The organism is Pseudomonas arcuscaelestis, from assembly GCF_016881005.1.
GTDB classification, from domain to species: domain Bacteria; phylum Pseudomonadota; class Gammaproteobacteria; order Pseudomonadales; family Pseudomonadaceae; genus Aquipseudomonas; species Aquipseudomonas arcuscaelestis.
The window spans coordinates 192,200-213,944 of record NZ_JACOPV010000009.1; the positions used below are offsets into that span (position 1 = coordinate 192,200).

Genomic DNA, 21,745 nt, shown 5'->3' on the forward strand with positions numbered 1-21,745 from the left:
GCGGATGAGCAAGGATCTCCTTCTGATCGACGGCTCCAACGGAGGTGGCCAGGTACTTCGTACGGCCCTCAGCTTGTCGATGATCACCGGCAGGGCATTTCGCATGAAAGGGGTTCGGGCACAGCGATCTCGCCCGGGTTTACTTCGGCAGCACTTAACCGCTGTCCGTGCCGCGGCTGAGATCTGCAGCGCAGAGACTCTGGGTGCGGAGCTCAACTCGATGGAGATTGAGTTCCGGCCTGGGAGAGTGAAAGCGGGTGCGTATTCGTTCGCGATCGGAACCGCTGGAAGCACGCTGCTGGTGTTGCAGACTTTACTGCCGGCGCTTCTCCGGGCTGATGGGCAGAGCACAGTTCGGATTGCCGGGGGGACACACAATCCCTCGGCTCCGCCTTTCGAATTCATTCAAAATGCCTGGCTGCCTTTGATCCGCAAGATGGGGGCGAAGGTGGAGGTGGCATTACTCAAGCATGGGTTTGTACCTGCTGGGGGAGGCCTGGTCGAGGCGACAATTCAGTCATCAGCATTCAAACCGCTAGAGCTGGTCAGCGGGAGTGATGGACCTGCCGAGATTGTCACGGCCGGTGCATTGGTATCTGCAATACCAGTTTCAGTGGGGAGTCGTGAGCTTGACTGGGTTGCTTCAAGGCTATCACTGGAAAGGCGGTACCTCACGGTTACCGACTTGGGCGATCAGGCTGGGCCAGGTAACGCTGTTTCAATCACTGCCACCCGAGGTGGGGTAACCAACGTCTTTACCAGCATCGGGAAAGAGCGCATGCGTGCTGAGCAAGTTGCAGACGCGGCGGTAGGCGAGTTCAGGGACTGGGCACAATCCAATGCCTCATTCGGAAACCAGCTAGCGGATCAACTGATGCTGCCCATGGCTCTTGCCGGGGCGGGTAGGCTGACTACTGCGCGCCTGTCAAATCACATCAGGACAAACGCAGCAGTCATAGAGCAGTTTCTCCCTGTCGAGGTGGGTATCTCTTCAGGCAACAACCAGGTATGGATTGATGTGGGGCGTCGGAGCCGATAGGTAACCACTGCAAATTGGGTCAACTGCGCCGAGCGCGGTCATCCCCTCCAAACCCGGCTTGGCTGAGTTATGGGCGAAATCTCAAAGATGCCTCGAGTACTCAAACGAGGCATGCTCCAGGACCGGGCCCTGCTCATTGGTGTTCACAACGAAGCTATGGCCAGTATTCATGAGTAGCCCATCATCCAGTTCAATGTCGGGGTGCCCATCCTGCAGGCTTAGATATTTGGAAAAGCTCTCACACAACGCCAAGACGCACAGGTTGTAACGCCTGTAGGATTTGTATAGCTGGGAGAAAGGGCCGGTGAATCCTATGTCCGAATGCTCCATCCATCGATGGGCAAGGAGCAGTACCTTTTTGTCAGCGTGTTTGATGCTGGTGCGGCATTTCTCCTCCAGACGAATAGCCAGGCACAACATGGCTGGTGCAAGTGCTGGCGATCCTTCAAGCGCTTTCATGTCGAAGAGGACCAGATCAGATTCCGTTCCCAGTGAGAAAGGTCCGTTGAACAGGGCAGCATAACGCCCGCCACCGTAGAAAGGTGCAAGTGCCTCGGCGATCACACCTCCCTCAAAGCCCTTCCAAACGAACATTTCGAGGGACCTAATGAAGTCTCTCAAGGTAGGCTCATCCGATACTGCATAGCGTTCACGGTCCCGGTAAAAATCCGACACTGCCTCTTGGATGATGCGTAGTAATTGTTGGTCTCTAATGCTGAAGTCAGGGTCTACAACACACATCATCAGGTGAAGAATGCGGGCGACCCCTGAGTGATGTTCTTGGTCGGCGTTACTGCCAGGGTAGTTGCCAAAGGGGTTCAGGCAGGTGCGGCCGATTCGTGAATTGGGATGGAGGGAGAGACTCACATTGGTGAAACCCACCTCTACTAGGTGGTCCAGAGTCCCATCGTGAGTAGCCCAAATGGTGTGAGGGGATTGCGGCGAGATGATCTTCAATACTTGTGTGACCGCGAAAGATCGGTGCTCCTCAGAGGTATAGGCAATCGCGGCGCTTGGACTTCGATAGGACGTATCCCATAGGTCGATCGATGGAGTCGCAGCAGCATCTACAAATTCTAAGGGCTCGCTTTCCAGGACGTCTCCATTGCCGGCAACGGAGATACTGCGCTTGTGGAATTCGACTCGTTCCCTTACAGGCTGCGCCAGGATGTGATCATTTGCAAAGCTCTCAAGGAGTCGCTGGTATAGCTGAAGGAGAGGGCGGTGCAGTTTCCCATTGTTGGCACAGGCAGCCTCCAGCATGCCAAGAGTCAATTCTAGCTGTGACTGCTGAATGCTATTTAGCCCGGCCATCAGCTCATCCAGGGCAAAACGCGACCACTGATCGACGGGGATCTCCCGGCCGAAATTCTCAATCAAGGTGTCAAATGGAATTGCTACCAACTCCTGTTGTTGGGCATAGGTTTGCAGGGCTGTGGCCACATCCCACGAGTCGCCAGCTGATTTAAGCTCGGCATGGCGTTGGGCCGCTCGATCTCGATCCGGATGGCCAGCAATCAGCAGGCGAACATTCTCGATAACGTTCCAGTGGCTCCCGCTGAGCAAGGCCAGGAAGGCTTGGCTGTTCAAGGAAGCATATGAGTCATACCCCATGAGAGAGGCGAGAAGCTCGTAGGTGTGACCAACAGATGGTTTGGTGCCCAGTTGGTCGGCCAGGTGCTGGCGCAGGGCGTATACAAGGTTTTTGAGCTGCATGAGTCAATCCTCAGGGCTCGCCGACTATATGAGAGTGCGCGTTTAAATCCTGTCGACAAGCGAGAGGGTTGATCGAAATTGGTGGTGGTGCTTCGCCTGTTTCTACTCACGCACAAGTAAGCCGGGCGGCGAGCGAACTATAGGGGATTGAGCAGGAGTGTGGAAGGCTAGGTTCCGGGCATCAACGGGCTTTCGGGACGGTGCTGCATACAGTTCGCTGCCTCCTGGATTAGGCAAACGGACATTGCTCGCGGGATAATGTCGGCTCAACTCGCCAGCTCAACCGGCAGCTTCAAATATCAGCATTTCGGATTTTTCAACTCGAAGGTGATTCGGTTGGACGCCAGGGCCCGGTAGCGTTAGGTTCTGGCGCATTGGAGGTAGGGCGCTCGAGTAGTGGAGGACAGTGCCGTGCTGCTGTAGTGAATGTCAGGCCGCCTGGCGACTGTTGCCGGGCAGAAATAGCAATAGGGGACGTGGATGTACGAGATCGAGGCGGCGCGCTACAAGGAATTTCAAGGGCTCTGGGCTAATGGCAGCTTCGGTCAGCAGCGGCTTGGCCAGGCCTTTTACAACCACTTCAAGTTACACGCAATGGCGGACCAAACTGGATTGAATGCGTTGTACGAAGCTAATTCGGACCAAGCTAACGTGATGATTGCGCAGCTTTTTTCCATCCGTTGACGGTTTAAATCTAAGGAAAGCGGCGCCAAGGGGCCGATGAATGCAATGAGGTACCAATGAGATCCGATACCCCAATGATTGCTCAGGGTGATCCACTCGCCACTCTGAGGGACGCGGCAGCGTTTATCTTCCACGCTTCTGTAATGGCGGTGCCAACCGATTTGCCTCAACTGCCACAAGGGCTTGACGCGCCGGCCGGTAATGTTGTGCCAGAACCTGAAGCTTGGGCTGAGGGGATTTCATCAGCATTCGCGACCTCGCCGGCGTTCTCGGAATTTATGATCAGCTGTGCTGCGGCTTCGGTAGTCGTTCTCGAAGCGGATGACCCGGTTGAGAGTCCTTCAGGGATGCGGCTTTGTGAAATGGCCAGCTCGGCAAAAGCGGCTCAAGTACTCGGGCAGTTCAGGATCGAGCTTCTGAAGAAGCCCTTGGACATTCGGTGGTTGGGTATTGTGATGTTCAGCATGGTGAGGACGTTTGAGAAAGCTATCAGCGAAGCGTCAGCCTCAGGTATGTGGAACGACATGTCGTTCTTGATCATGTTCACCAGTAAAGCGCTCACGTCGGGAAATAGTGGTGACCTGCGGTTCCTCATGAAACGAATGCTTTCGATACCAGGACTAGCTGATAGCCTTAGGCAGCACATTTCGACGCGCGTCTGCATCACGTTGTCGACGATGGTCTCGATTGAACCCGGAGCATCCTTCTTCGAGGCGCCAGAGCCAACGAAGCTGCATTGAGTGTCACAGACGTTCGCGTGTATTCGGTTGAGAGGTGTCTACGTGCAGTGCCATTTCAAGACCGGCCCTGGAAATTCAAGGTGACGATAGGGATTTCCTCGGGTGGTATCGCATAAAAAATGAGTAGGGGTTTTGGTTGGTCAAACGACCGTTTGAATTTCCGCCAACTCTCATAGGCGGAAATTTGCCAAATATTGATTTGAAGGGGATGTGACGGTGTACCGGCCCCTCATAGATGCGAAATTAGGTAATAATACGTGTCTGATTTTTTAGCTTTATGGCATCGCGCACGTTAGCTATCAGCTCTTCACCTTTTATCACGGGTAGTCAATCAGAATCTCTGATCAGTCATTAATTCAATCAGCCTTGTGCTATTTGCTAGCAGTTTCTCAGCTAGGTTTCCGGAACTGGGAACATTGATTAATGCCAACACCAGGTCCCTAGGATCCGAGAGTCGTTGAACGGTTCGATAGTCAGGGATTCTGTATTTGTGCCGGAGTTGAACGATACGCGTCCGGGAATAACCAGTTTGTTGCGCAAGCTCTGCATCTGGCATTGATCCCACTAATGAGTGCCACAGCGGACAAACCTGCGGCTTGGTTATTTTTTTGAAATTTGGAATGCCCAAGGACTGCCGGTGTCGACGAACTGTGAGGCGCGGTAAGCCGAGGGCGTCAGCTAAATCACAGTCAGGGATGGTACCCAGCATTCGGATCTCAGAATCACTCCAAGAATACGGAGGAAGGATTGGCTTAATTGGTAGTGAAAATTCAGGTATTCCTAGTACTCTCCTACGATTTCGAATCCACTTCACGGGGAGGTCCAAGAGTTTAGCAATGCGGGTATCTGTATCCGTACCCAGCAGTGGCTCTTTCTTGCTCCAATATTTCCGAGTCTGAGCATCTGATAACGCTCGCTTGGCTTCGATACGAGACATTGCAGTAGGAGGTATGCCAAGATGCTCCCTCAGCTTGCAGGCTAATGCTTGGGGGATGTTAAACTCAAAAGCAACGACTGCATCGGGAATAACCCCAAGAGCACTGATCGTCGCTGAGTTGACTGTGTATGCCCGCCCTTCTGCCGGGGGCGCATGTAGGCGCTCTCGCTCGTTGGCGAGTATTTCATAGGGTACACCATAGATACTGGCGATTTGGAATAACGGAATCACCCCAAAGAGCTTGTGAGCATTATTGGGATTTAGGGGGTTTTCAGAAAGAAGTTTCACTTAGTCACCCTAGCTAATCTCAGTTCTCTAAGTTCGTCGTAACCACCTGTTTTATGGTGGATTTCCGCCTAAAACGTGAGGCGGTAATATTGCGAAATTTCAGGCCAAACCTGCCCGTTAAGCTCCTAATCCTGGGGGCTTCCACGTAACTAATGCGCAGCGCCCTCTTCAGCGATACTAACCTCTTGGATGCGAATCAACACCACCACGGACTACTGAGATAACGCGTGCGCTCATGTAACACAACTTTAGTATAGTCTGAATTTCATAGGGCTGTTTTGGCGTGACAATCATCAATGTATGGTTATGCTGTCGTCACACAAGCAACGACTGATCGTCATGTCTCAACTAGCCAAGTCCATCACCTTACGTGAGTTACCGTCAGAAGCTATCCCCCTGCTCGGTGTGACGTCTGATCGCGAGTTAGCAAAACAGTTCGGTACCTCTGCCTACTACATCAAGTGTGCCAGGCAGGCGCTTGGCATTCCGGCCATATCACGAGAGCGTGAGCTACCGGAGGGCTTAATCGATTTGCTAGGTAAGGTAAAGGACGTCGAGCTGGCGAAACGTTTTGGTGTGTCCTTAGCCACCTTGTACAGGATGCGAGAGGTACGTGCTATCCCGCGGTATCGCAAGAGCTCAGCGGACGAACCGGAGGGAGCTGACACCACCGCAACACGCGTCAGAGTCGAAAAGAAAGTATTAGATGAGCATGCGGCGGCATTACTGGGGAAAATAAGCGATTGCCAAATTGCAAAGCAGTTCGGGTTAGATCGTTTTAAGGTGCGTTATGAACGCATAAAACTCGGGATCGCCGCTGCACCTCGTGTAATAAAATGGCCCCTGGAACTACTCCCTCTTTTAGGAAAGGTACCGGACAGCGAAATCATTAAGCGATCTCAGGGTGTGTTAGACGTTAATGCCGTCCGAGCAAAGAGATACGAACTGGGAATCAAACTTACTAAAGCCTTAAAGAAGGAACGTGGACATTGGAAGTCTCTTCCTGCCGCTGCTGAGGCCATGCTTGGTAAAGTCAGTGACCATCAAATTGCAGCCCAATTAGGGCTAAGCCATACAACAGTCGGCCACCATCGTAAGCGCCTTGGGATCGCGCCCGTCCCCAGTCCGTCATCGAAATGGACTCCTGAACTGCTTGCCCTGTTAGGCACTGTCCCAGATAGTGAAATCGTTGAAAGTTCTAATGGCCTACTCGAGGTTGGCGTTGTGCGCAGGAAGAGATATGCATTAGGGATCCTTCTAAGTAAGCACGCGCCTGAGGAGCAAGCCGCCGAACAAGGGAAAACAGACGGAAATGTTGACACAACTATTCTGTCCTACGGTCGAAAGCGTTTCAAATGGACCCCATCGGCGGATTCGTTGTTAGATACTCTTGCAGATGCAGAAGTGGCTCGAAAACTTGGTATTAGTTTGAGAGTAGTGAAAAGAAGGCGAGATGGCCGAGCTAACCGCCGAAATGCCAAACCGGCAAAGTGGACGCCTGAGTTGATCTCCCTTCTTGGGCAAATCACTGACCAGGAGCTGGCAGACCGTTCAAGCGGGGCCCTAAGCGTCAAAGGGGTTCGTAAGAAAAGGTACATGCTTGGCATTCCAGTGTGCCCAGTTAAAAGGCAATACGACAAGCAAAGCAAAGCAGAAGCCCCAGAAATTGTAGCGCTCATGGGCACCATTTCTGACTATGAACTCTCAGCTAGGACTGGAATTGACCGCACAGTAATTACTCATACACGCCTAAGGCTTGGCATTGCCCCGGCGAAAAGAGCGGGCCGCCCATCACGTGCTTGGTCAGAAGAGGATGACCGCCTGTTTGACCATTTCTCTGCTGTCCAGGTAGCGCGAAAACTGGGCGTCGCCGAGGAAACTGCGCGGAAGAGGCGAAAACAGCTAAGAGCCGAGTCCACTGGTTCGCACTTAGCGATTGATCTTAACGTCTCGCCATAGTGCCTGCGCTCTACCATCCCCAGGCCTTCCTTGGTTACCTCAGTGAAGAGGTTGGTCTTTGGGAGTACTCGAAAACGCAAAGCCCGAAGATGTGGCTGGTAGAATGCACTTTTTTGGGCATGTGCCCTTCGAAACGGGGAATGTAGATGTCCACGCAGCAATACCGAGACAACGCGCTTCACGAGCTGGCGTGCAAAATCGACAAGTCCCCTACCCCTACAACGGAACGCTCCTGCCAGGTGACCCTACCTGACGGATCAACCCGTCTCGGTTTGACCCAGTGCGTGCACTATGTACACCACGGTGGCGAGTATGCAGGCGCCCTCTTCTGTCGAGTTGCCTTCCGTTTCGCCGGCGCGGATTCTGACCTGCCGAACTCCTACTCACCCACACATGATGTCGCATGGCTAATTGTCGACCATAGACGGGGTGTTGTTCAGTTTGGCCCTGAGGGCGGTCTGCTGGTGCGGCAACGCGGGTTGGGGATCGGCTCTTACATTCTCGGGCAACTTATTCGGCCACTCCTCGGCGGCCAGATTAATGGCACATACAAGGTGATCACCTCGGTGGTTCCGGAAGCTGCCATTGCTAGCCTTCCACCTGAGGAAGTGACAGAGAATGAACGACGCCTTGAGCGTGTGCTTGCCCGTTCTGGCTTTTACCTCTCCTCTGCTGCTGGAACCCGGGTAGTCGGTGCCCGTCGTGTCAGCGACCTTCGCGCAAGTTGGAATGGGGAGAAGGTGCGATTCCTAAATCCAGGCCAGCTGATTGATTTAGCTGCTGGCGCGGTTATGTCCAGTAGTGCCGCTGAGTCCAAAGGCCTTTTGCTCGCAACCAAACTCAGCGAACTACAGGGTGAGACGGATCGTTTAGCTGGCGCGCTAGCTGCAGCTCAATCAAATCTGGATGAGACAGTTGGATTTCACACAAGCGAAGTCCAGGCATTTCAGGCCCGAGAAGCGGAGTTCAATAATGAAATCCAGACACTGAAAACCACCATCCAAGATCTCGAGGGTGCATTGCAGCGAGGCGCATCCTCGCATCAGCCACAGCCACAGCCACAGCCACAGCTAGCGCCAGGGCCGGTGCCGGTGCCGATGGCCGCTCCTTCAAACTCCACGATGGTTATTGAACTTGGACTTTCGGCAAGGCGCGCTGTTTGGGCGACCCTTGGAGTTCTCTGTGTGCTTGGTAGTGCTGCGCTGCTCCTTCTCGGCAGCAATTGACGGCTGTCACTGCGGAAATTGGTCGTTATGTTGCTCTGCGCGTAGTGAGGCGCAGGCCATACGGCCTACTCATTTGGCATGGCTAACCAGGCCTAGTTTGGCAGGAACCGATGAGCTCGCTGGGCAAAGTCGGTTGCTGGAAGAAATTGAAGTCACGGAAATACAGAATGATTAAGACTATCTCCAATGCTGTTCGGAAAACCTTTGGGCTCTACTCAAAAGCCGAGATGCAGAGGTTGATCAATGACGCCAAGGAACAGGGCCGTTCGGCTGAGCGTGACCAACTGGCAACCGAACTGTTAAAGCGCGGGGGATTCGCGACAATCCAGCTTAACCCTGACCCTTGGTGCGCCCCACGGATGAGGTTCGTAGACCCCGACCAAACGCAGGCTGTCGACTCAGTGCTCATTGGGCAGGCGACAATCAAGACGAAGGCTCAGGTAATGCCACAGTAGAAAGTGTCAAACATGCTTGCAGGAATGATCAGGCGAAGCGTGCTCCTTCAAGACATCGGGAGCCTAAGCGCCTGATCTCCGTGTGACTGGGCTACACCCGGATAGCTATGATGGCTATTAACTATCAATATTAGGTGGGATAGTACACGCCTCATCACACAATGGATCTGGGTATGTCCGCTGATGCAATTGGAAAAGCTGTTTGGGTGGTCGGGGCAGTGATTGCCTCGGCTTGCGCCACCGGTACCACCATGCACTACTTCAATCGCGACAACGTCCGGAAAGCAAAAGAAGCCGGCAATCGAGAAGGTGCTGCGCAGGAAAAGGCTAGGCAGGAAGAATCCCGTCAGCGTTCCAACGCTGCTACCGCTGCCGTCCTGGCCAAGTATGCCGAAAGCCAGAAGATGTACCGTCTTGCGTTAGCGCTAGCCTCAGTTGGAGCAGCATGTGCAGCCAGCTTTGGCCCGCTCTCCCCCGATGACAAAGCAAACATCGAGGAGTTTACCCTAGGGGTGTCTCGGGCCGCTCTTCCAGGGCATGTCCGCTCCAGGATGGAAAAGGTGATGTCCACTCCAATAGACGTGAAGACCGCTTACGCCGTTGCGTCTAAAGACCTAGCCCCTGACCACTGGAAGCTTTTTGATGAAATGGTCGACCTGGTCGTCTCGTTGAAGATCCAGGTACAGGGAATGAGGCCAACCTCGTTCGGATCGGAGTGGCATTATCTCCGCGCAGTAGCCTGAGGATATCCGGATGAGTGCAAGTGTCGATCGTTTTGCCTTGCGCCAGTCGTTACGTGCGCAGTCCAGTGAGCGCACTCGTCTTGTTGCGCTACCGTCTTCTGCCGATGTTGACCGGCTAGCAAACACGCCTGTCGACCAGTCCTTCGTGGATATGGTGGGACTGGAAGATTCAGTAATGGTTATTCAGGCGCAGGTCCCAGACGCGGTGATCAGCGCACGAATTTCAGAGTTGGCCACAGCGTTCAACGCTCACCGCGTGGACCGTTTATTTGGAGACATGCGCACATCCTCCCTGCAGTCGATAGCGGGCACATTCGGCGTTGGGAAAATGCTGAGCGCCTACGACAAGACTGGCGGAAGCGTCGATACGATACACAACGCCCGCCAAGGGACATATGCGACTGATGCCGCGGCTCAGGCCTATGAGCGCGAGGGTAAATACACTGAGGCTGTAAAGGCTGAGTACCACCAGAAGGACCCGGCCTATCGAAAAGTGGCAACTGACACTCTTGAGGCCCGAACTCAGGGCGATCTGAAGGATGCCTACACTGGCGAGCAGATGAGTTCTCGCCGCAGTGACAGTCACAGCATCGATCATGTTATCCCTGCCGAGGAAATCCACAACGATCGCGGTCGCGTGTTGGCCGGTGTCGATGGTGTTCAAGCTGGCAACACGGACTCCAATCTCAAGCCTACGTCGAAGACCACAAACTCGGCGATGGGGAAAAAAACGGCCACTGAGTATGTCGCCTGGCTCGAGAAGACAAAGGACAAGCGTGCGAAACGTCTTGAGACGCTTCGGGCAAAGGAGGCCGCGGGTGAGCACCTGAGTGCTAAGGCCAAAGAAGAAATCGCCAAGCTTGTAGAGCAGGAGAAAATCACAGCGAATCCAGAACCTCTGCTGGAGGCTGACCGCAAGGCCAGGGCCGAATACGACAAAGCAGTCAATGCGTACTACTTGAGTGCTGAGTTCCGTAAAGACTGCCTGCATACCAGTGTCGTAGCCGGTGGCCGTGCGGCATTTCAAGCCGCGATGGGCGCGATCTTGGTGGAATTGTTCGCGGGTATCTTCGATGAAGTCAAAGACTGGTACCGGAACGGCGCTGCTGCAGAGTCGACTATCGGCTCTGAACTAAAGCGCAGGCTGAAGCGTGTTGGCGTCCGTGTAGCGAAGCAGTGGAAAGCCGTGCTTGCCGCTGCCGCCGGCGGAATGATCACCGGTCTTCTATCCAACCTGGTCACAGTTCTTATCAATGCCTTCCTGACGACGGCTAAGCGGACTGTACGAATGATACGGGAAGGTGCGGGATCGCTTGTTAGCGCCTGCAAAACCCTACTGCTCCGTCCTGAAGGGATGACGATCGACGAAGGCTTGCATGAGGCCTCGAAGGTTCTGGTTGGGGGTGGGGTCATTGTCGGCGGCATTCTTCTTGAGGAAGCTGTCAGCAAGGCCCTTCAGGCGATTCCATTCATAGCACCCATTGCTGACATCACAACAGCAGTGATCGTCGGTACGGCTACCGCCATCACCTCGACGCTGGCCGTCTACCTGGTGGATAAGGCGGACGTGTTTGGAGTGAACCGTGCAAAGAGGCTTGAGCACATCAACGATGAGCTTGATGCCTCGCTCGAAGAACAGCACGGTATTGAGTCTCGCCTGCTGGAGCAGTTTCTGGCTCATGAGCTCTGACGAGAGCTCCTGGGCATTATTCCGTAAGCTCACGCGCAAACTTACCTTCGCCTCCTCTGTCGGCACTGGTGCTCGCCGGCTGCTGGCGCGGGCGCCCTCCTTCCCCGATAGTCATGCTCAACCTCAACCAATGATCAGGTACTTAGGAAAAAGGTGATCCCTTTTTGGCTATCGCCTGTGAATCGCCTTGGGCTATCCTCGCGCCCTTGAATGTCATGGGCTCGCCGTTATACCAGTCAGCTCAAAATACCCAGCAGGAACAAGCATGAAACGCATCGCAGGAATCGCACTAGCAATCTCCCTGGTCATCAGCGCAACTGGCTGCTCTACTCACTTGATGGACGGCCAAAAGCAAGAACTTGCGGTCTACGAAAGCAAGGGTCTGCTCGTTGAGGAGAAGTCGGTTGGACTGGCTGCTGCGTTGGGTGTGCTGCCAGCCGCTGGCTATTTCTACACCGGTCACGCACTCAAAGCTGTTTGCAGTATCCCGCTATGGGTTATTTCGGTCGGCCCGCTATGGATGCCAGTAGACGCCGCCGGCCAGGCTGAGGTCCGTAATTACTATGCAACCCGCGCCCACGTTGAAAAGTCCAAGGCGCGTGCTCTCCGCGAGTTGGACCACCGGCTCGAGGATAAGGAGCTGAGCTACGAACAGCACCTGCGCGAGCAACGCACCATCGAAGCAAAGTACTCCGCGTACTGAGCCGGGCCGGCCCGGGAAGCTGGGCCTTACCGCCCTCATATTACAGGCGAAACAGATGAGCCGAATTCTAATCGTGGACGATTCGCCCACCGACAGTTACCTAGCCAAGAAGTGCGCCGCAAACCTATTTGCGGAGGTACAGGCCGTTCATGACGTTGATGGTGTGTTCCAGGAGCTGCTGGCCTTCAAACCCTCAGTTGTAGTCATGGACTTGATGCTGGACGACACGAAAAACGGTATCTCCTTGATCGCCGAGATTCGTGAGCGTGATGATGAATCAAGCACTGTTCCGATCATCGTATGCTCCGGCCGTTCCATGCCGGCCGACAAGCTGATCGCAGCCAACGCTGGTGCTTCAGCGTACATCGTCAAGCCCATCACCACGGAAGCGCTGGCTGAGGCTTGTGCGCTTCTGATCCCAGGTTTTACTCCTCCGCCCGCCTAAGGCACCCCTTCGGCCTAACCAAGCACGCCAGCACCCTGCTGTCAGGGTGCTGGCGTTACTTTGCCGCAAAGGCCTGCCAGGATTAAGCGCTTCTCCTTGGCCAGCGCCCGAGGCCAACACGCGGCCCCTTCCCAAATTTTGCTCACACCTCCCCCGCTGAGTTTTTGCCGAAGCAGCATGCTTTGGGCTGCTCCTCATGCCTGAACATAGCGGGTATACCTGTGAGAATTTGGAGCTAGTGTTTTGGCGGGTCACTGTGGGCGTACGGGGGTAAAATCGGTCTATCAAACGGTAGCGACCCCTGCCCTCCTTTAGCTATGAATGGTGACCCTTGTTGGCTACTCTGGAACTGCTCAAGTATTACCCTGTGGCTTTCGCCACCATCGCCGGCATTGTTGGCCTGTTGGTTGGGAGCTTTCTCAACGTGGTGGTTTATCGGCTGCCTGAGATGATGAAGCGAGCGTGGCTCCAGGATGCGCGGGAAGCCTTGGAACTGCCGCTCAATGATGAGTCGACGTTCAATCTTGCAGTTCCAAATTCCCGGTGCCCATGCTGTGGTCACGCAATCAGGCCCTGGGAGAACATTCCTGTGATCAGTTGGCTGGTGCTACGGGCCAAATGCTCTGGTTGCTACTCGCGCATCTCAATACGTTATCCCCTTGTGGAGTTGTCAGCAGCCGCGCTGACCTTTGCCACTGCCTGGCACTTCGGATTCGGCCTGCAGGCAGCGTTTGCAATTGTCATGATCTGGGGGGCGATTGCACTGTTCCTCATCGACCTGGATGAAATGCTGCTGCCTGATGCCATTGTGATGCCGGGTATCTGGATCGGGCTGACGGCGGCTTACCTCGGTGTCTTCACGTCCCTTCAGGATGGTTTCATCGGGGCTGTGGCCGGATACCTGCTGTTGGCACTGCCGGCAGGGGTATTCGCACTCTTAAGAGGCCGCCAAGGCATGGGAAATGGCGACTTTAAGTTGATGGCACTCTTTGGTGCATGGCTAGGCTGGCAAGCTTTGCCAATAATCCTTCTGCTTTCAGCAGTCTCAGGGGCTATCATCGGCACAATAGCCGTGCGAGCGCGCGGTACGCCCTACCCATTCGGCCCATTCATCATAGTCGGCGGCCTGATGGCCTTGTTTTACGAAGATGAACTCTACGCGCTTTACAGTCATGTATCCGGCGTCAACATTGGAGCAATTTTCTAATGAGCACTCGAACCCAGAAAACCCCTCCTCGCCCTTTATTTGACTCTGCTGAAGCAATGCTTGAGGAGCTGTCGGTCTACCGTGCCGAACGCCCAGACCTAGTGGATTACTTGGCATCCTTCTCTGGTGAGATCAATGTCGAAGCTGACCTGCGTCATGCCCGGCGCTTCTTGAAGTCTTACAGTGCGTCGCCTTCCACCTTCAAGAACTACCGTGGTTATCTGGAGCGTTTGATACTTTGGAGTTGGATCTTCCAGGGGAAGTCGGTGCTTGATCTGGTACGTACCGATGCTGAGGCATTCCTCGCATTCAACAAATCGCCGCCGGCCGACTGGGTCGGTGCGGCCGCAATGCGCCGGTTTACCCAAAAGGAAGGCCGCCTGGCGTTCAACGAACGGTGGAGGCCTTTCGGAGTCAAGGTGACCAAGGCTGATCGAAAGCGGGCGACTGAGCATGACACCAAGCCAGTTGTGAGCAAGAAGCCTTCCGCGGGGAGTGAGCAGCTCATCTACTCCGTTTGCTGCTCGTTCTACGATTTCCTGCTCCAGGATGGGGTCGACATCGCTAACCCATTCAAGTCCATCAAACGGATTAAAGAGACCAGGCTCAAGCGCCGCCCCAAAGCTCTTACCACGCTGCAGTGGGACTATCTCGTTGGTGAGGCAGAAGCCATGGCCGACGAGGATCCGAAGCACGAGCGTACGCTCTTCATCGTTGTAGCCCTTTTTGCGATGTACCTTCGGGTTAGTGACCTTGCAGGCAGAGACAACTGGCAGCCGACCATGGGCTCCTTCGAAAGGCGCGGTGACTCCTGGTGGTTTGACGTCGTTGGCAAGGGAAACAAGGAGCGGGACATCACCGTTAAAGATGACTTCATTCCTTACCTCAAGCGTTACCGTGAAAGCTTGAACCTGTCCCCATTGCCGTATAAGGGTGAGGACACGCCTCTGCTAGCCACAGTTCATGGCCGGAGCGGTATCACCGCGCGTCAGATCCGGAACATTGTGCAGCCCGTGTTCGATCGTGCTCGAGCACGGATGAAGGCTGAAGGTCGCAAGGAGGAGGAATGTCAGGAACTGATGGAGGTCACCCTGCACTGGTTGCGGCATACAGGTGCCACCTTCGACGCCAAGCATCGGGATTCAAAGCATTTGCAGATGGACCTGGGTCACGAGAGCTTATCGACCACCCAGGACATCTACTACAACGTGATCAATGAGGAGCGTGCTGCGAGCAACAGAGGAAGTATTCGCGGCCGGTGATAAATGGATGGGGCATCTCAATCGATTGCCCTCTCACCTACGAAGGCAGGCCAGCTATTCAGCGACCTGCCTTGACCTCTTCCCACATCCAGTCACTCAGTTGGTCATAGTTTTCGATCAGGTAGACAGACCCAGGCATCCAAGCGAAGCCGCATCTCACGAAATGGCCGTTGCTCTTATCCTCAAGAGTCGCATACGTGCCCGGGCAAAGTCCTGCGTACCCTCTGTCGCTGGTCCCCATTTCTTCTGTGACCGTGACGCTGCGGGAAAGCACCGTCGGGTATGTCGAGCTCTTTACCCAATACACGCGCTCCGCGGTGGCTAGACCGCCCCATAGTAAAACAAGCAACGTGGTGCCTTTGAACAAATTACCAAGTGTGCGCTGCACTGATTTAGGACCCTGTGCTCAGAAGTGGAAGAAGTAGCCAGCCGATGCTACCCGCTGCGAGTAGCCATGTTGCGCACCACACCCCCTGAGTTCGGGTTTGGGTGAACACCTTACCCCTTTCACGTGCCCTTTCCTGCAGGTGAAATTCTTGCAGCTCAGGGGTGTGATAGCCCTCCCGGTCGATCATTCTGAAAACCCAAAGGCGGTAGGCGGACCTGAGCGCCAGGCAGAAGCAAGTGGCCAACAGTACAACGCCAAGTAACGGAGTGAGAGCGAGAGGTATGGTGGGTTCTACGAGGTTCATAGTCGACTCGGATTGGGCTTTGGGAATAGGGTTTTGGCTACGGTACCAGGCACAGACTGCGCGGTAGCTTGCCTACCTGTATGACGATAGGCAATTACCCGAGTGCCTGAGCACTCAGGTGATCTGCCCCCGATCGTTCATCACCGGTTCTTGAAGGCCCCGAGAACCGAAGCCCGCACCGAAACTGCACTCTTGGTCCGCTTGAGATGCCTGGCGCACTTCATCCTGTCGAGTATGTGGACATTGTCCAGCAACCACTGGTCTTCCTCGGCTGTCCATGTCTTGGTAATTTTCGCCGATTTGACACCCAGTGTTTGGGCCTTGTGGCGGATTCGCTCGGCTGTCATGCCAAGCTGGGCCGCGCACCAGATAGAGCCTTTTTTAGGGTAGTTTGCCTTGAGAAACTCGATCTCAGACTTCGACCACTTGCGCTTGCCGACCTCGGCCGGGCGCACTGGTAGGTAGATCAAGCCATCAACCCATTCTTTGCCTTTGGCTGCGAACAACCTGCTCAGCCCCGATCTTGAGAACTCAAAGTCATGATTGGTTAGGAATCGGATGCGCTTGTCGACGGCGTACGCCGGCCGTGAGATCAGCTTGCCGATTTCTTGATGGGACAGCTTGTCAATGTTCTGCAGGAGCACCTGGTCGTCATGGCCGGTCCAGCCCGGGAAGATACCCAGTTGCTTTGGCCTTAGGCTCACAGCCGCCATTGTTCTCCCCAGTTGCTTCGCCACCCATGGCAATGGGTCAGTCTGGATGTGCTCGAGGAGGAATATCGTTTCCTCTCTCGACCAGCTGCTGAGGGTGTTCGAAATCTTGAGGCGGCGTGCTCGGCTGGTAGTCTGGTAGTAGCTCATGCCCACAGCTTCGGCGATCTCAGCTACCGGCTTCGTGTGGTAGTGCTTTTTGAGATACGCATCTTTGCTTGGGGTCCATTTCACGCGGCGCGACGGCGTCGGCGTAGGCAGCGGCGTCAGGAGTTCCTCTATTGGCGTTAGGTAGAGTGAATCCGCTTCCTGGTTGAAACTGGCAGCTGATTTCCCAAGCTCGATCGTCGTCGTTTTGTCTGGCGATATGAAAGGCTCAAGTGTGAGCACGTCGTCTTGGGCAACTCTACTGGGCGCATTAGCAGGTGCAGGTGTAGGTGCAGACGCCGCCTTGGTGATGGCGTTAGTAGGTCGTGCCGGGGCTCTGGCACTCGCTGATCTGGCGACAGGCAGTGGCGTTAAAGGCGGCACCTTTTGTTGAGCCTTGGTGGTTGATCTTAACGCGCCGGCCTGCTGTGAAAGGCCAAGGGTTATGGTCATCGCCTCAACGTCGTGAGGGGATCTATCAAGCAGGCTCGCTATGTAAGGTACTGAGTCAGGTCCTGTGAACTCTTGCCTCAATATCCGTTCATCGGCGGCGGGCCAGGCTGCTCCCTTGGCACTTCTACGCGGCCATGGGCCAACGCCGTTTGGTGGCGTGTAGACGCCGGTGGCGATGGCCTGGGCGTAAGTCTCCCTCAGCGTATGTCTCGTGCGCAGAGCCGCGCCCTGGATCCCCTGCAGGGGGACGCACTGCTCCAATGTAATCAGATCTTCGGGAGACCACTGTACCTTCATGCCTGCTTATCTCCGTTCGCCCCCTTTTTGAGAGCATCGTTTTGGGCTACAAGCCCCTGCACTTCGTTTTTCAATGCAAGGTTTTGAATATCGAGCTCTCTTATTTTAGTGCCAGCTGCCGTACGTGCAATGGTGCATTCTTCAAGCTGTGAATTTAGTAGGCTAATCTGCCCCTCGGCTGCCGCCGTTGCAAGCTTCTGTGTGGTTTCTGCGCCGCGGGACAATTCAAGCTGCGACTCAGCATTCCGTAGGTCTGCCTTGAGTTCGTGGGTTTCATTGCTGAGCTGGCGCACCTCTGCTGACAGTCGTTCTGCGTCGCGATTCAGTACCAAATTGAGTGCAGTCGTTTCGGCGCGCTCTGAAGTTGCGGTCGACAGCTGGGCTTTGGCCTGGGCCAGTTCGGTACCAAGCCGGTCAAGAGCATTATTGAACGACTCCTGGTCCCTGCGCCGTGCATCTGCCGTGACACCTTGGTATGCGGTGAGCGCCCGCTCTGCAGTGGCCGCTTTATGCTCAAGCGCTTCCATTCTTCGGTCTTGTAGCGCACTTGCTTTGTTTGCGGCGAGGAGTGTGGACGCCTGAATAGCCATTTCCAGCTGCGCCTCGTTCAGCTTTGTTACAGCCTCGGCGTGCGCAGCCGTCAGCTGGGAAATCTGTCGCTCGGCCTCAACCAGTTGATCCCGTAGCTTCTCGTAGTCTTGCTGGACGGCTTCTAGGTTCGCTTCCGCGGTACCGATTTTGAGTTGGGCTGCCGCATTGCCTTTTGCCACGGTCTCCTCAGCCTGCTGCTGCAGCTCGCGGTGCAGCTCCATTACCAGAGCCCCAAGCTTTTCCTGGATCTTCCCGCCAGGCCCTCCCAGGGCCATCTCCTCCTGGTCCAACTCCCGCATCAGCGCACCGACAGTTGTCATGGACCCACCAGTAATGGCCTGGACGCTGCGTTGGGTTGGGGTTTTGCCGCTATCTAGCAGGACGCGACGGGCGTTTCGGACAGTCTCTTTGGTGGCAACGTCACGGCTCATAAAGGCTCACTTAGGCTATTGACAACACCCCAAATTAGTGCATTTGAAGGTTGCGTTTTGGGTGAGTTATCGTAGCACCGTTACGGTATGCGTAACAGTGATATTCAGCATCGATATAACGTTCCAAATAGACGGAAAAGACACACGCAATAAGGGCACATTATTCTGTGTGTTATTTAAAAAGGCGTGGGGAACCCCGGAAAACCGCTATTCAGCTGTTCTCGGAGGTAAAGTTCGAAATTTCAGGCAGGTAACGAGCCGAATCCGGGTCAGTGCCCGTGGATTCAGCCGTGGCGTATTGGCTGTATCACGATACGGTTCTGGGTGGAGTGGAGAGCCGGCACCCGGGCAGGAAGTCCAGTCGCGGCCAATGACCGTATAACAATAGTCGACGTTGAAAAGTGCGGCCTAGCCGTTGATCTAGTCGTAGCATGATAGATTCCGCGCTATAGGGAGAGGCTGAGTCTTAGCGGACCCCAGTTACGATGTCACGGCACCTACGGACGCCGCACTGACGATCCCCGATTCGACAGAATGTCAGCTGAATAGGAAGCGCTTAACATGGGCCGTTCTGACCCCCAGGTAAACCACCGGATCACGCATAGCTTGAAGGTTAAGCTGGAGAGATCTGCTCGGAGCCATTCGCGGAGCGTGACTGCAGAGGTCAATCACCGCCTGGAGGAAAGCTTCAAAGATACCCGGCCTACTCCTCATCGCAATGCAGCGAGGCCGACTGTACTGCTGTTGGTTGGCCCAACCGGGATTGGCAAAACTACTCTGGTAGCAGAAATCGCTCATCAGCTTGGTGATCGGATGGTAGTGGCGTCCCCAAGGCTGTATGGCGAGCATCTCTCCGCAAGCATCCAATGGGAGAGCACGGACTGTGTTGCAATCGATGAAGTGGGCCAATGGTCAGCAATTAGCCTGCAAAACAACATCGCTGATTTGGAGTGGCGTGCCTTCCAGGGCGGAAAGACGCTGCTTCTCGTTCTTCAGAATGAGGATCAGATTCCCCGGGCCGGGATCCGTCTGCAGACCATTCCCGGGATCATGCGCATGAGGAGCCAGCAAGATTCGCCAACGTTTAGCTATGAAGGCCAGGAGTTATCGTTTCCATATGACCAATTGGCCCCTTAATGCTGCCCCTGGAAGCCATGACAATTTTTGACGCGCCAGGCCTCCGCGGGCATACACCGCTCATCGGAATTCGGAGACCGGGTTTGGGTTGCATTTCAAACCTATCAGATTAGCCTCTCTCCTGTCGGCTGGTCCGATGAATGTTGCATCCCGCGAGGCTATAGGCCCCGGGGTGCGGGAAGTGGAACAAGAGGCAATGATGAATCCGGAAGAACTACGTGCGGTTCTTGGCGCCGCAACCCCAGCTGAACTGCATGCACTTGAGCATGCACACTGGAGATACATGACGCTTATTGGCAGCGTGTCTGGTGTGGTTACTGCAGAGGTAGCTGCAAGTGATCGCGATGCCTTCCGGCATTATGCAAGAGAGCCCGGGAGCCAGAACGCTTTCAGTGAAGAAGACTGCACCGCATTCATGGTGGCCATTACCGGTTTAGCGTCGACGCTGTGCGATGCGTGGGCGGACCATGACTTCTATTCGCTGCACGGTGTTATCGACAACGAGTCTGTCGCGAATTCGCCGATTCAGTGCTGAGCGTGCTCCGGCCGAGCGTGTGTCCATGCACTGCGCGTAGCCTTAGGGCCCGGCCAGAAAATTAAACCCCGTCCTCTCCTGGTCGACAAGGTGTCAGCTGGGCGGGGATCGCAAAGGCTGTTCACGGCCGGTGCAAAGTCTCCTTCAAGGATCAGCAAAATGTCAGAAGCCCCATCCCCTGCCGCTTCAATGTATGAGGTCGGCGCTGAAACCGTTCCAGGCACTGTAGCTGGGAAAGGTAGGACGCGCCGAGGTTCAAGAGGGAGTGGCGCCCCGCATCAAAACCAGGATCCTGCAGATCTGAGTTGCGTAGGTGACCAGGCATCGGAATGTAAAGCAGTCACGACAATATCCATGAAAGCAGCCCTCCTAGCAGGGACGCCCGAGGCTAAGGAATACCTCAAATGGGCGCTGCCACGCTTGGCCAACCACGCCGAACAATGTGCGCATCTAGTCAACCAGCTCAGCATGCTCCAGACCCCCGCTTTTGTGTTTTCCCTGACTACAACGCTGACGTCAAACAAGGCAACAATAGGGATGGTAGGTCGCGGCGGAAAGTTGAGCCGGCCTATTGAAGTCCTAGCTGATGGACAGTCCAAACAGGCAGCGGCGCAAATTGCTTATGTCGCTTTTGTGGAGGAGCTCTGCAATAGAGCCATTCGTGGGCCTTCAGTATCCGAGCGCGTGCTCGCAGCCCTCAAAAGCTTCCGAAAATTTCGCAGCCAGGCCTAACCTTCGACTACATCAAGTGGCCAGGATGGTTCTGGCACGTGTCACAGCCAAGTGTAATGGCTCCTCAATCATTACGGAGCCTCACCATGTCGACCCCTACCCCAACCTTCGATCGCACTACTGCAAATGCTGCTGGGGCAACCCTTAGGGCGGCCCTTGCTGATCTCAACATTGGATACGACCTTGAGGTCGGGAGCGGTAGCTTCTCAGGAAGTGAACTCACGGTTCAGCTGAAGGTGCGAATCCCGGGTGGAAAGAGCCCTGAGCGGGTACTACTCGAGGAGATGTGCCGTGTAAATGGCTTCGATCCGGCCGCTAAACTGTTCTCGGAGCATTACGGCCACTTCACTCTGTCTGGTTACTATGCGCGACGCCCAAAGTACCCATGGACTGTGACCTTGGAATCGGGTCAACGTTACAAGTTCACCACCGAGGCTGTTAAGGATGCTTTCAACCGCCTGACTAGTTGACCAGGAATCACCTAGCGAACTGTATTGGCCACTTGCCGCAGTGCCGACCGGGCTGATGATTGCCCGGTCGAAATTTTGCAGTGGGTTTGGCGGGCCTCTGATATGCCGGCGGCTGACCAAACGTGATCGTCTCGAAGTGGCTTAATTGGCTGAGGTCTAAGGCTTTACTCACCCGGCTGATCGACCGGATAGTCTGGATAGAGGGAGCGCAGAACATCGTCACAATTGGTTATGCAGTAGTCCAGCAAGGCGCGTCTTGTCGAGTACGCGGGACTGACGAAATTCAGAAAGCCTCGTTGGTGTGGTCGATCCTGGGCCAATACATACACACCCGAATCTACCTTGAAAACATCAACATCGAAGTCAACACGCAAAGCGGTGATGTCTGCTTTTAACTGCTTCATCCCAACCCCTGAATTCGTGGGCGCGAAAATGGGCGCCCGTCTACTACCGCTG

20 protein-coding genes are annotated in these 21,745 nt (G+C 54.9%); 15 read left to right on the forward strand and 5 right to left on the reverse strand.

Going from position 1 to position 21,745, the window contains the following annotated elements; all coding sequences use genetic code 11:
- Nucleotides 1-4: 4 nt before the first annotated feature.
- Entirely contained in the window at nucleotides 5-1,039 is a 1,035-nt protein-coding gene (gene rtcA / locus H8F21_RS15880; RefSeq protein WP_203584956.1) for an RNA 3'-terminal phosphate cyclase, read from the forward strand.
- 81 nt (nucleotides 1,040-1,120) lie between these two features.
- Here the strand turns inward: rtcA and H8F21_RS15885 are convergent, their stop codons facing one another.
- Nucleotides 1,121-2,755: a hypothetical protein gene (locus tag H8F21_RS15885; protein WP_203584957.1), complete on the reverse strand. Its 1,635-nt coding sequence runs from the start codon at nucleotides 2,753-2,755 to the stop codon at nucleotides 1,121-1,123.
- 480 nt (nucleotides 2,756-3,235) lie between these two features.
- Here H8F21_RS15885 and H8F21_RS15890 point away from each other — a divergent pair, with 480 nt between their 5' ends.
- Nucleotides 3,236-3,439 carry a hypothetical protein gene (locus H8F21_RS15890; RefSeq protein ID WP_203584958.1) on the forward strand — a complete coding sequence of 68 codons (204 nt, stop codon included), beginning with the start codon at nucleotides 3,236-3,238 and terminating at the stop codon, nucleotides 3,437-3,439.
- 56 nt (nucleotides 3,440-3,495) lie between these two features.
- Nucleotides 3,496-4,179, forward strand: coding sequence for a hypothetical protein (locus H8F21_RS15895; RefSeq protein ID WP_203584959.1), 684 nt, complete (start codon nucleotides 3,496-3,498; stop codon nucleotides 4,177-4,179).
- 331 nt (nucleotides 4,180-4,510) lie between these two features.
- Here H8F21_RS15895 and H8F21_RS15900 read toward each other — a convergent pair whose 3' ends face one another.
- A complete protein-coding gene (locus H8F21_RS15900; protein WP_203584960.1) occupies nucleotides 4,511-5,404 on the reverse strand; it encodes a hypothetical protein in 894 nt (297 codons plus the stop codon).
- A gap of 339 nt (nucleotides 5,405-5,743) precedes the next feature.
- Here H8F21_RS15900 and H8F21_RS15905 point away from each other — a divergent pair, with 339 nt between their 5' ends.
- The 8 genes from H8F21_RS15905 to H8F21_RS15940 all read left to right on the forward strand — a co-directional run bounded on the left by H8F21_RS15905 (nucleotide 5,744) and on the right by H8F21_RS15940 (nucleotide 15,094).
- Complete coding sequence (locus H8F21_RS15905) at nucleotides 5,744-7,363, forward strand: hypothetical protein (RefSeq protein ID WP_203584961.1); 1,620 nt, start codon at nucleotides 5,744-5,746, stop codon at nucleotides 7,361-7,363.
- 146 nt (nucleotides 7,364-7,509) lie between these two features.
- Nucleotides 7,510-8,589: a coiled-coil domain-containing protein gene (locus H8F21_RS15910; protein ID WP_203584962.1), complete on the forward strand. Its 1,080-nt coding sequence runs from the start codon at nucleotides 7,510-7,512 to the stop codon at nucleotides 8,587-8,589.
- Nucleotides 8,590-9,217: 628 nt separating this feature from the next.
- Nucleotides 9,218-9,787 carry a hypothetical protein gene (locus H8F21_RS15915; RefSeq protein WP_203584963.1) on the forward strand — a complete coding sequence of 190 codons (570 nt, stop codon included), beginning with the start codon at nucleotides 9,218-9,220 and terminating at the stop codon, nucleotides 9,785-9,787.
- 10 nt (nucleotides 9,788-9,797) lie between these two features.
- Nucleotides 9,798-11,477, forward strand: a complete 1,680-nt coding sequence (locus H8F21_RS15920; RefSeq protein WP_203584964.1) for a hypothetical protein — start codon at nucleotides 9,798-9,800, stop codon at nucleotides 11,475-11,477.
- 265 nt (nucleotides 11,478-11,742) lie between these two features.
- Nucleotides 11,743-12,180 carry a hypothetical protein gene (locus H8F21_RS15925; protein ID WP_203584965.1) on the forward strand — a complete coding sequence of 146 codons (438 nt, stop codon included), beginning with the start codon at nucleotides 11,743-11,745 and terminating at the stop codon, nucleotides 12,178-12,180.
- 55 nt (nucleotides 12,181-12,235) lie between these two features.
- Nucleotides 12,236-12,625 carry a response regulator gene (locus H8F21_RS15930; RefSeq protein WP_203584966.1) on the forward strand — a complete coding sequence of 130 codons (390 nt, stop codon included), beginning with the start codon at nucleotides 12,236-12,238 and terminating at the stop codon, nucleotides 12,623-12,625.
- 334 nt (nucleotides 12,626-12,959) lie between these two features.
- A complete protein-coding gene (locus tag H8F21_RS15935) occupies nucleotides 12,960-13,832 on the forward strand; it encodes a prepilin peptidase (protein ID WP_203584967.1) in 873 nt (290 codons plus the stop codon).
- Entirely contained in the window at nucleotides 13,832-15,094 is a 1,263-nt protein-coding gene (locus tag H8F21_RS15940; protein WP_236043061.1) for a tyrosine-type recombinase/integrase, read from the forward strand. The genes H8F21_RS15935 and H8F21_RS15940 overlap by 1 nt, the downstream gene beginning before the upstream one ends.
- A gap of 832 nt (nucleotides 15,095-15,926) precedes the next feature.
- Here the strand turns inward: H8F21_RS15940 and H8F21_RS15945 are convergent.
- Both H8F21_RS15945 and H8F21_RS15950 read right to left on the reverse strand, forming a co-directional pair.
- A complete protein-coding gene (locus tag H8F21_RS15945) occupies nucleotides 15,927-17,096 on the reverse strand; it encodes a hypothetical protein (RefSeq protein ID WP_203584968.1) in 1,170 nt (389 codons plus the stop codon).
- Between the two features lie 293 nt (nucleotides 17,097-17,389).
- Nucleotides 17,390-18,415 carry a DNA-binding protein gene (locus H8F21_RS15950; RefSeq protein WP_203584969.1) on the reverse strand — a complete coding sequence of 342 codons (1,026 nt, stop codon included), beginning with the start codon at nucleotides 18,413-18,415 and terminating at the stop codon, nucleotides 17,390-17,392.
- A gap of 561 nt (nucleotides 18,416-18,976) precedes the next feature.
- On the opposite strand from H8F21_RS15950, the gene H8F21_RS15955 reads away from it, so the two are divergent.
- The 4 genes from H8F21_RS15955 (at nucleotide 18,977) to H8F21_RS15970 (ending at nucleotide 21,289) form a co-directional block, all read left to right on the forward strand.
- Entirely contained in the window at nucleotides 18,977-19,552 is a 576-nt protein-coding gene (locus H8F21_RS15955) for an Arc family DNA-binding protein (protein ID WP_203584970.1), read from the forward strand.
- 199 nt (nucleotides 19,553-19,751) lie between these two features.
- Nucleotides 19,752-20,087: a hypothetical protein gene (locus H8F21_RS15960; RefSeq protein ID WP_236043062.1), complete on the forward strand. Its 336-nt coding sequence runs from the start codon at nucleotides 19,752-19,754 to the stop codon at nucleotides 20,085-20,087.
- A 354-nt stretch (nucleotides 20,088-20,441) separates the two neighbouring features.
- The gene (locus tag H8F21_RS15965) at nucleotides 20,442-20,819 is read left to right on the forward strand and encodes a hypothetical protein (protein ID WP_203584971.1); all 378 of its coding nucleotides are present in this window, start codon (nucleotides 20,442-20,444) and stop codon (nucleotides 20,817-20,819) included.
- Between the two features lie 86 nt (nucleotides 20,820-20,905).
- The gene (locus H8F21_RS15970; protein ID WP_203584972.1) at nucleotides 20,906-21,289 is read left to right on the forward strand and encodes a hypothetical protein; all 384 of its coding nucleotides are present in this window, start codon (nucleotides 20,906-20,908) and stop codon (nucleotides 21,287-21,289) included.
- 164 nt (nucleotides 21,290-21,453) lie between these two features.
- Here the strand turns inward: H8F21_RS15970 and H8F21_RS15975 are convergent, their stop codons facing one another.
- On the reverse strand, nucleotides 21,454-21,693 hold the full coding sequence (locus H8F21_RS15975; protein ID WP_203584973.1) for a hypothetical protein: 240 nt from the start codon (nucleotides 21,691-21,693) through the stop codon (nucleotides 21,454-21,456).
- Nucleotides 21,694-21,745 lie beyond the last annotated feature (52 nt).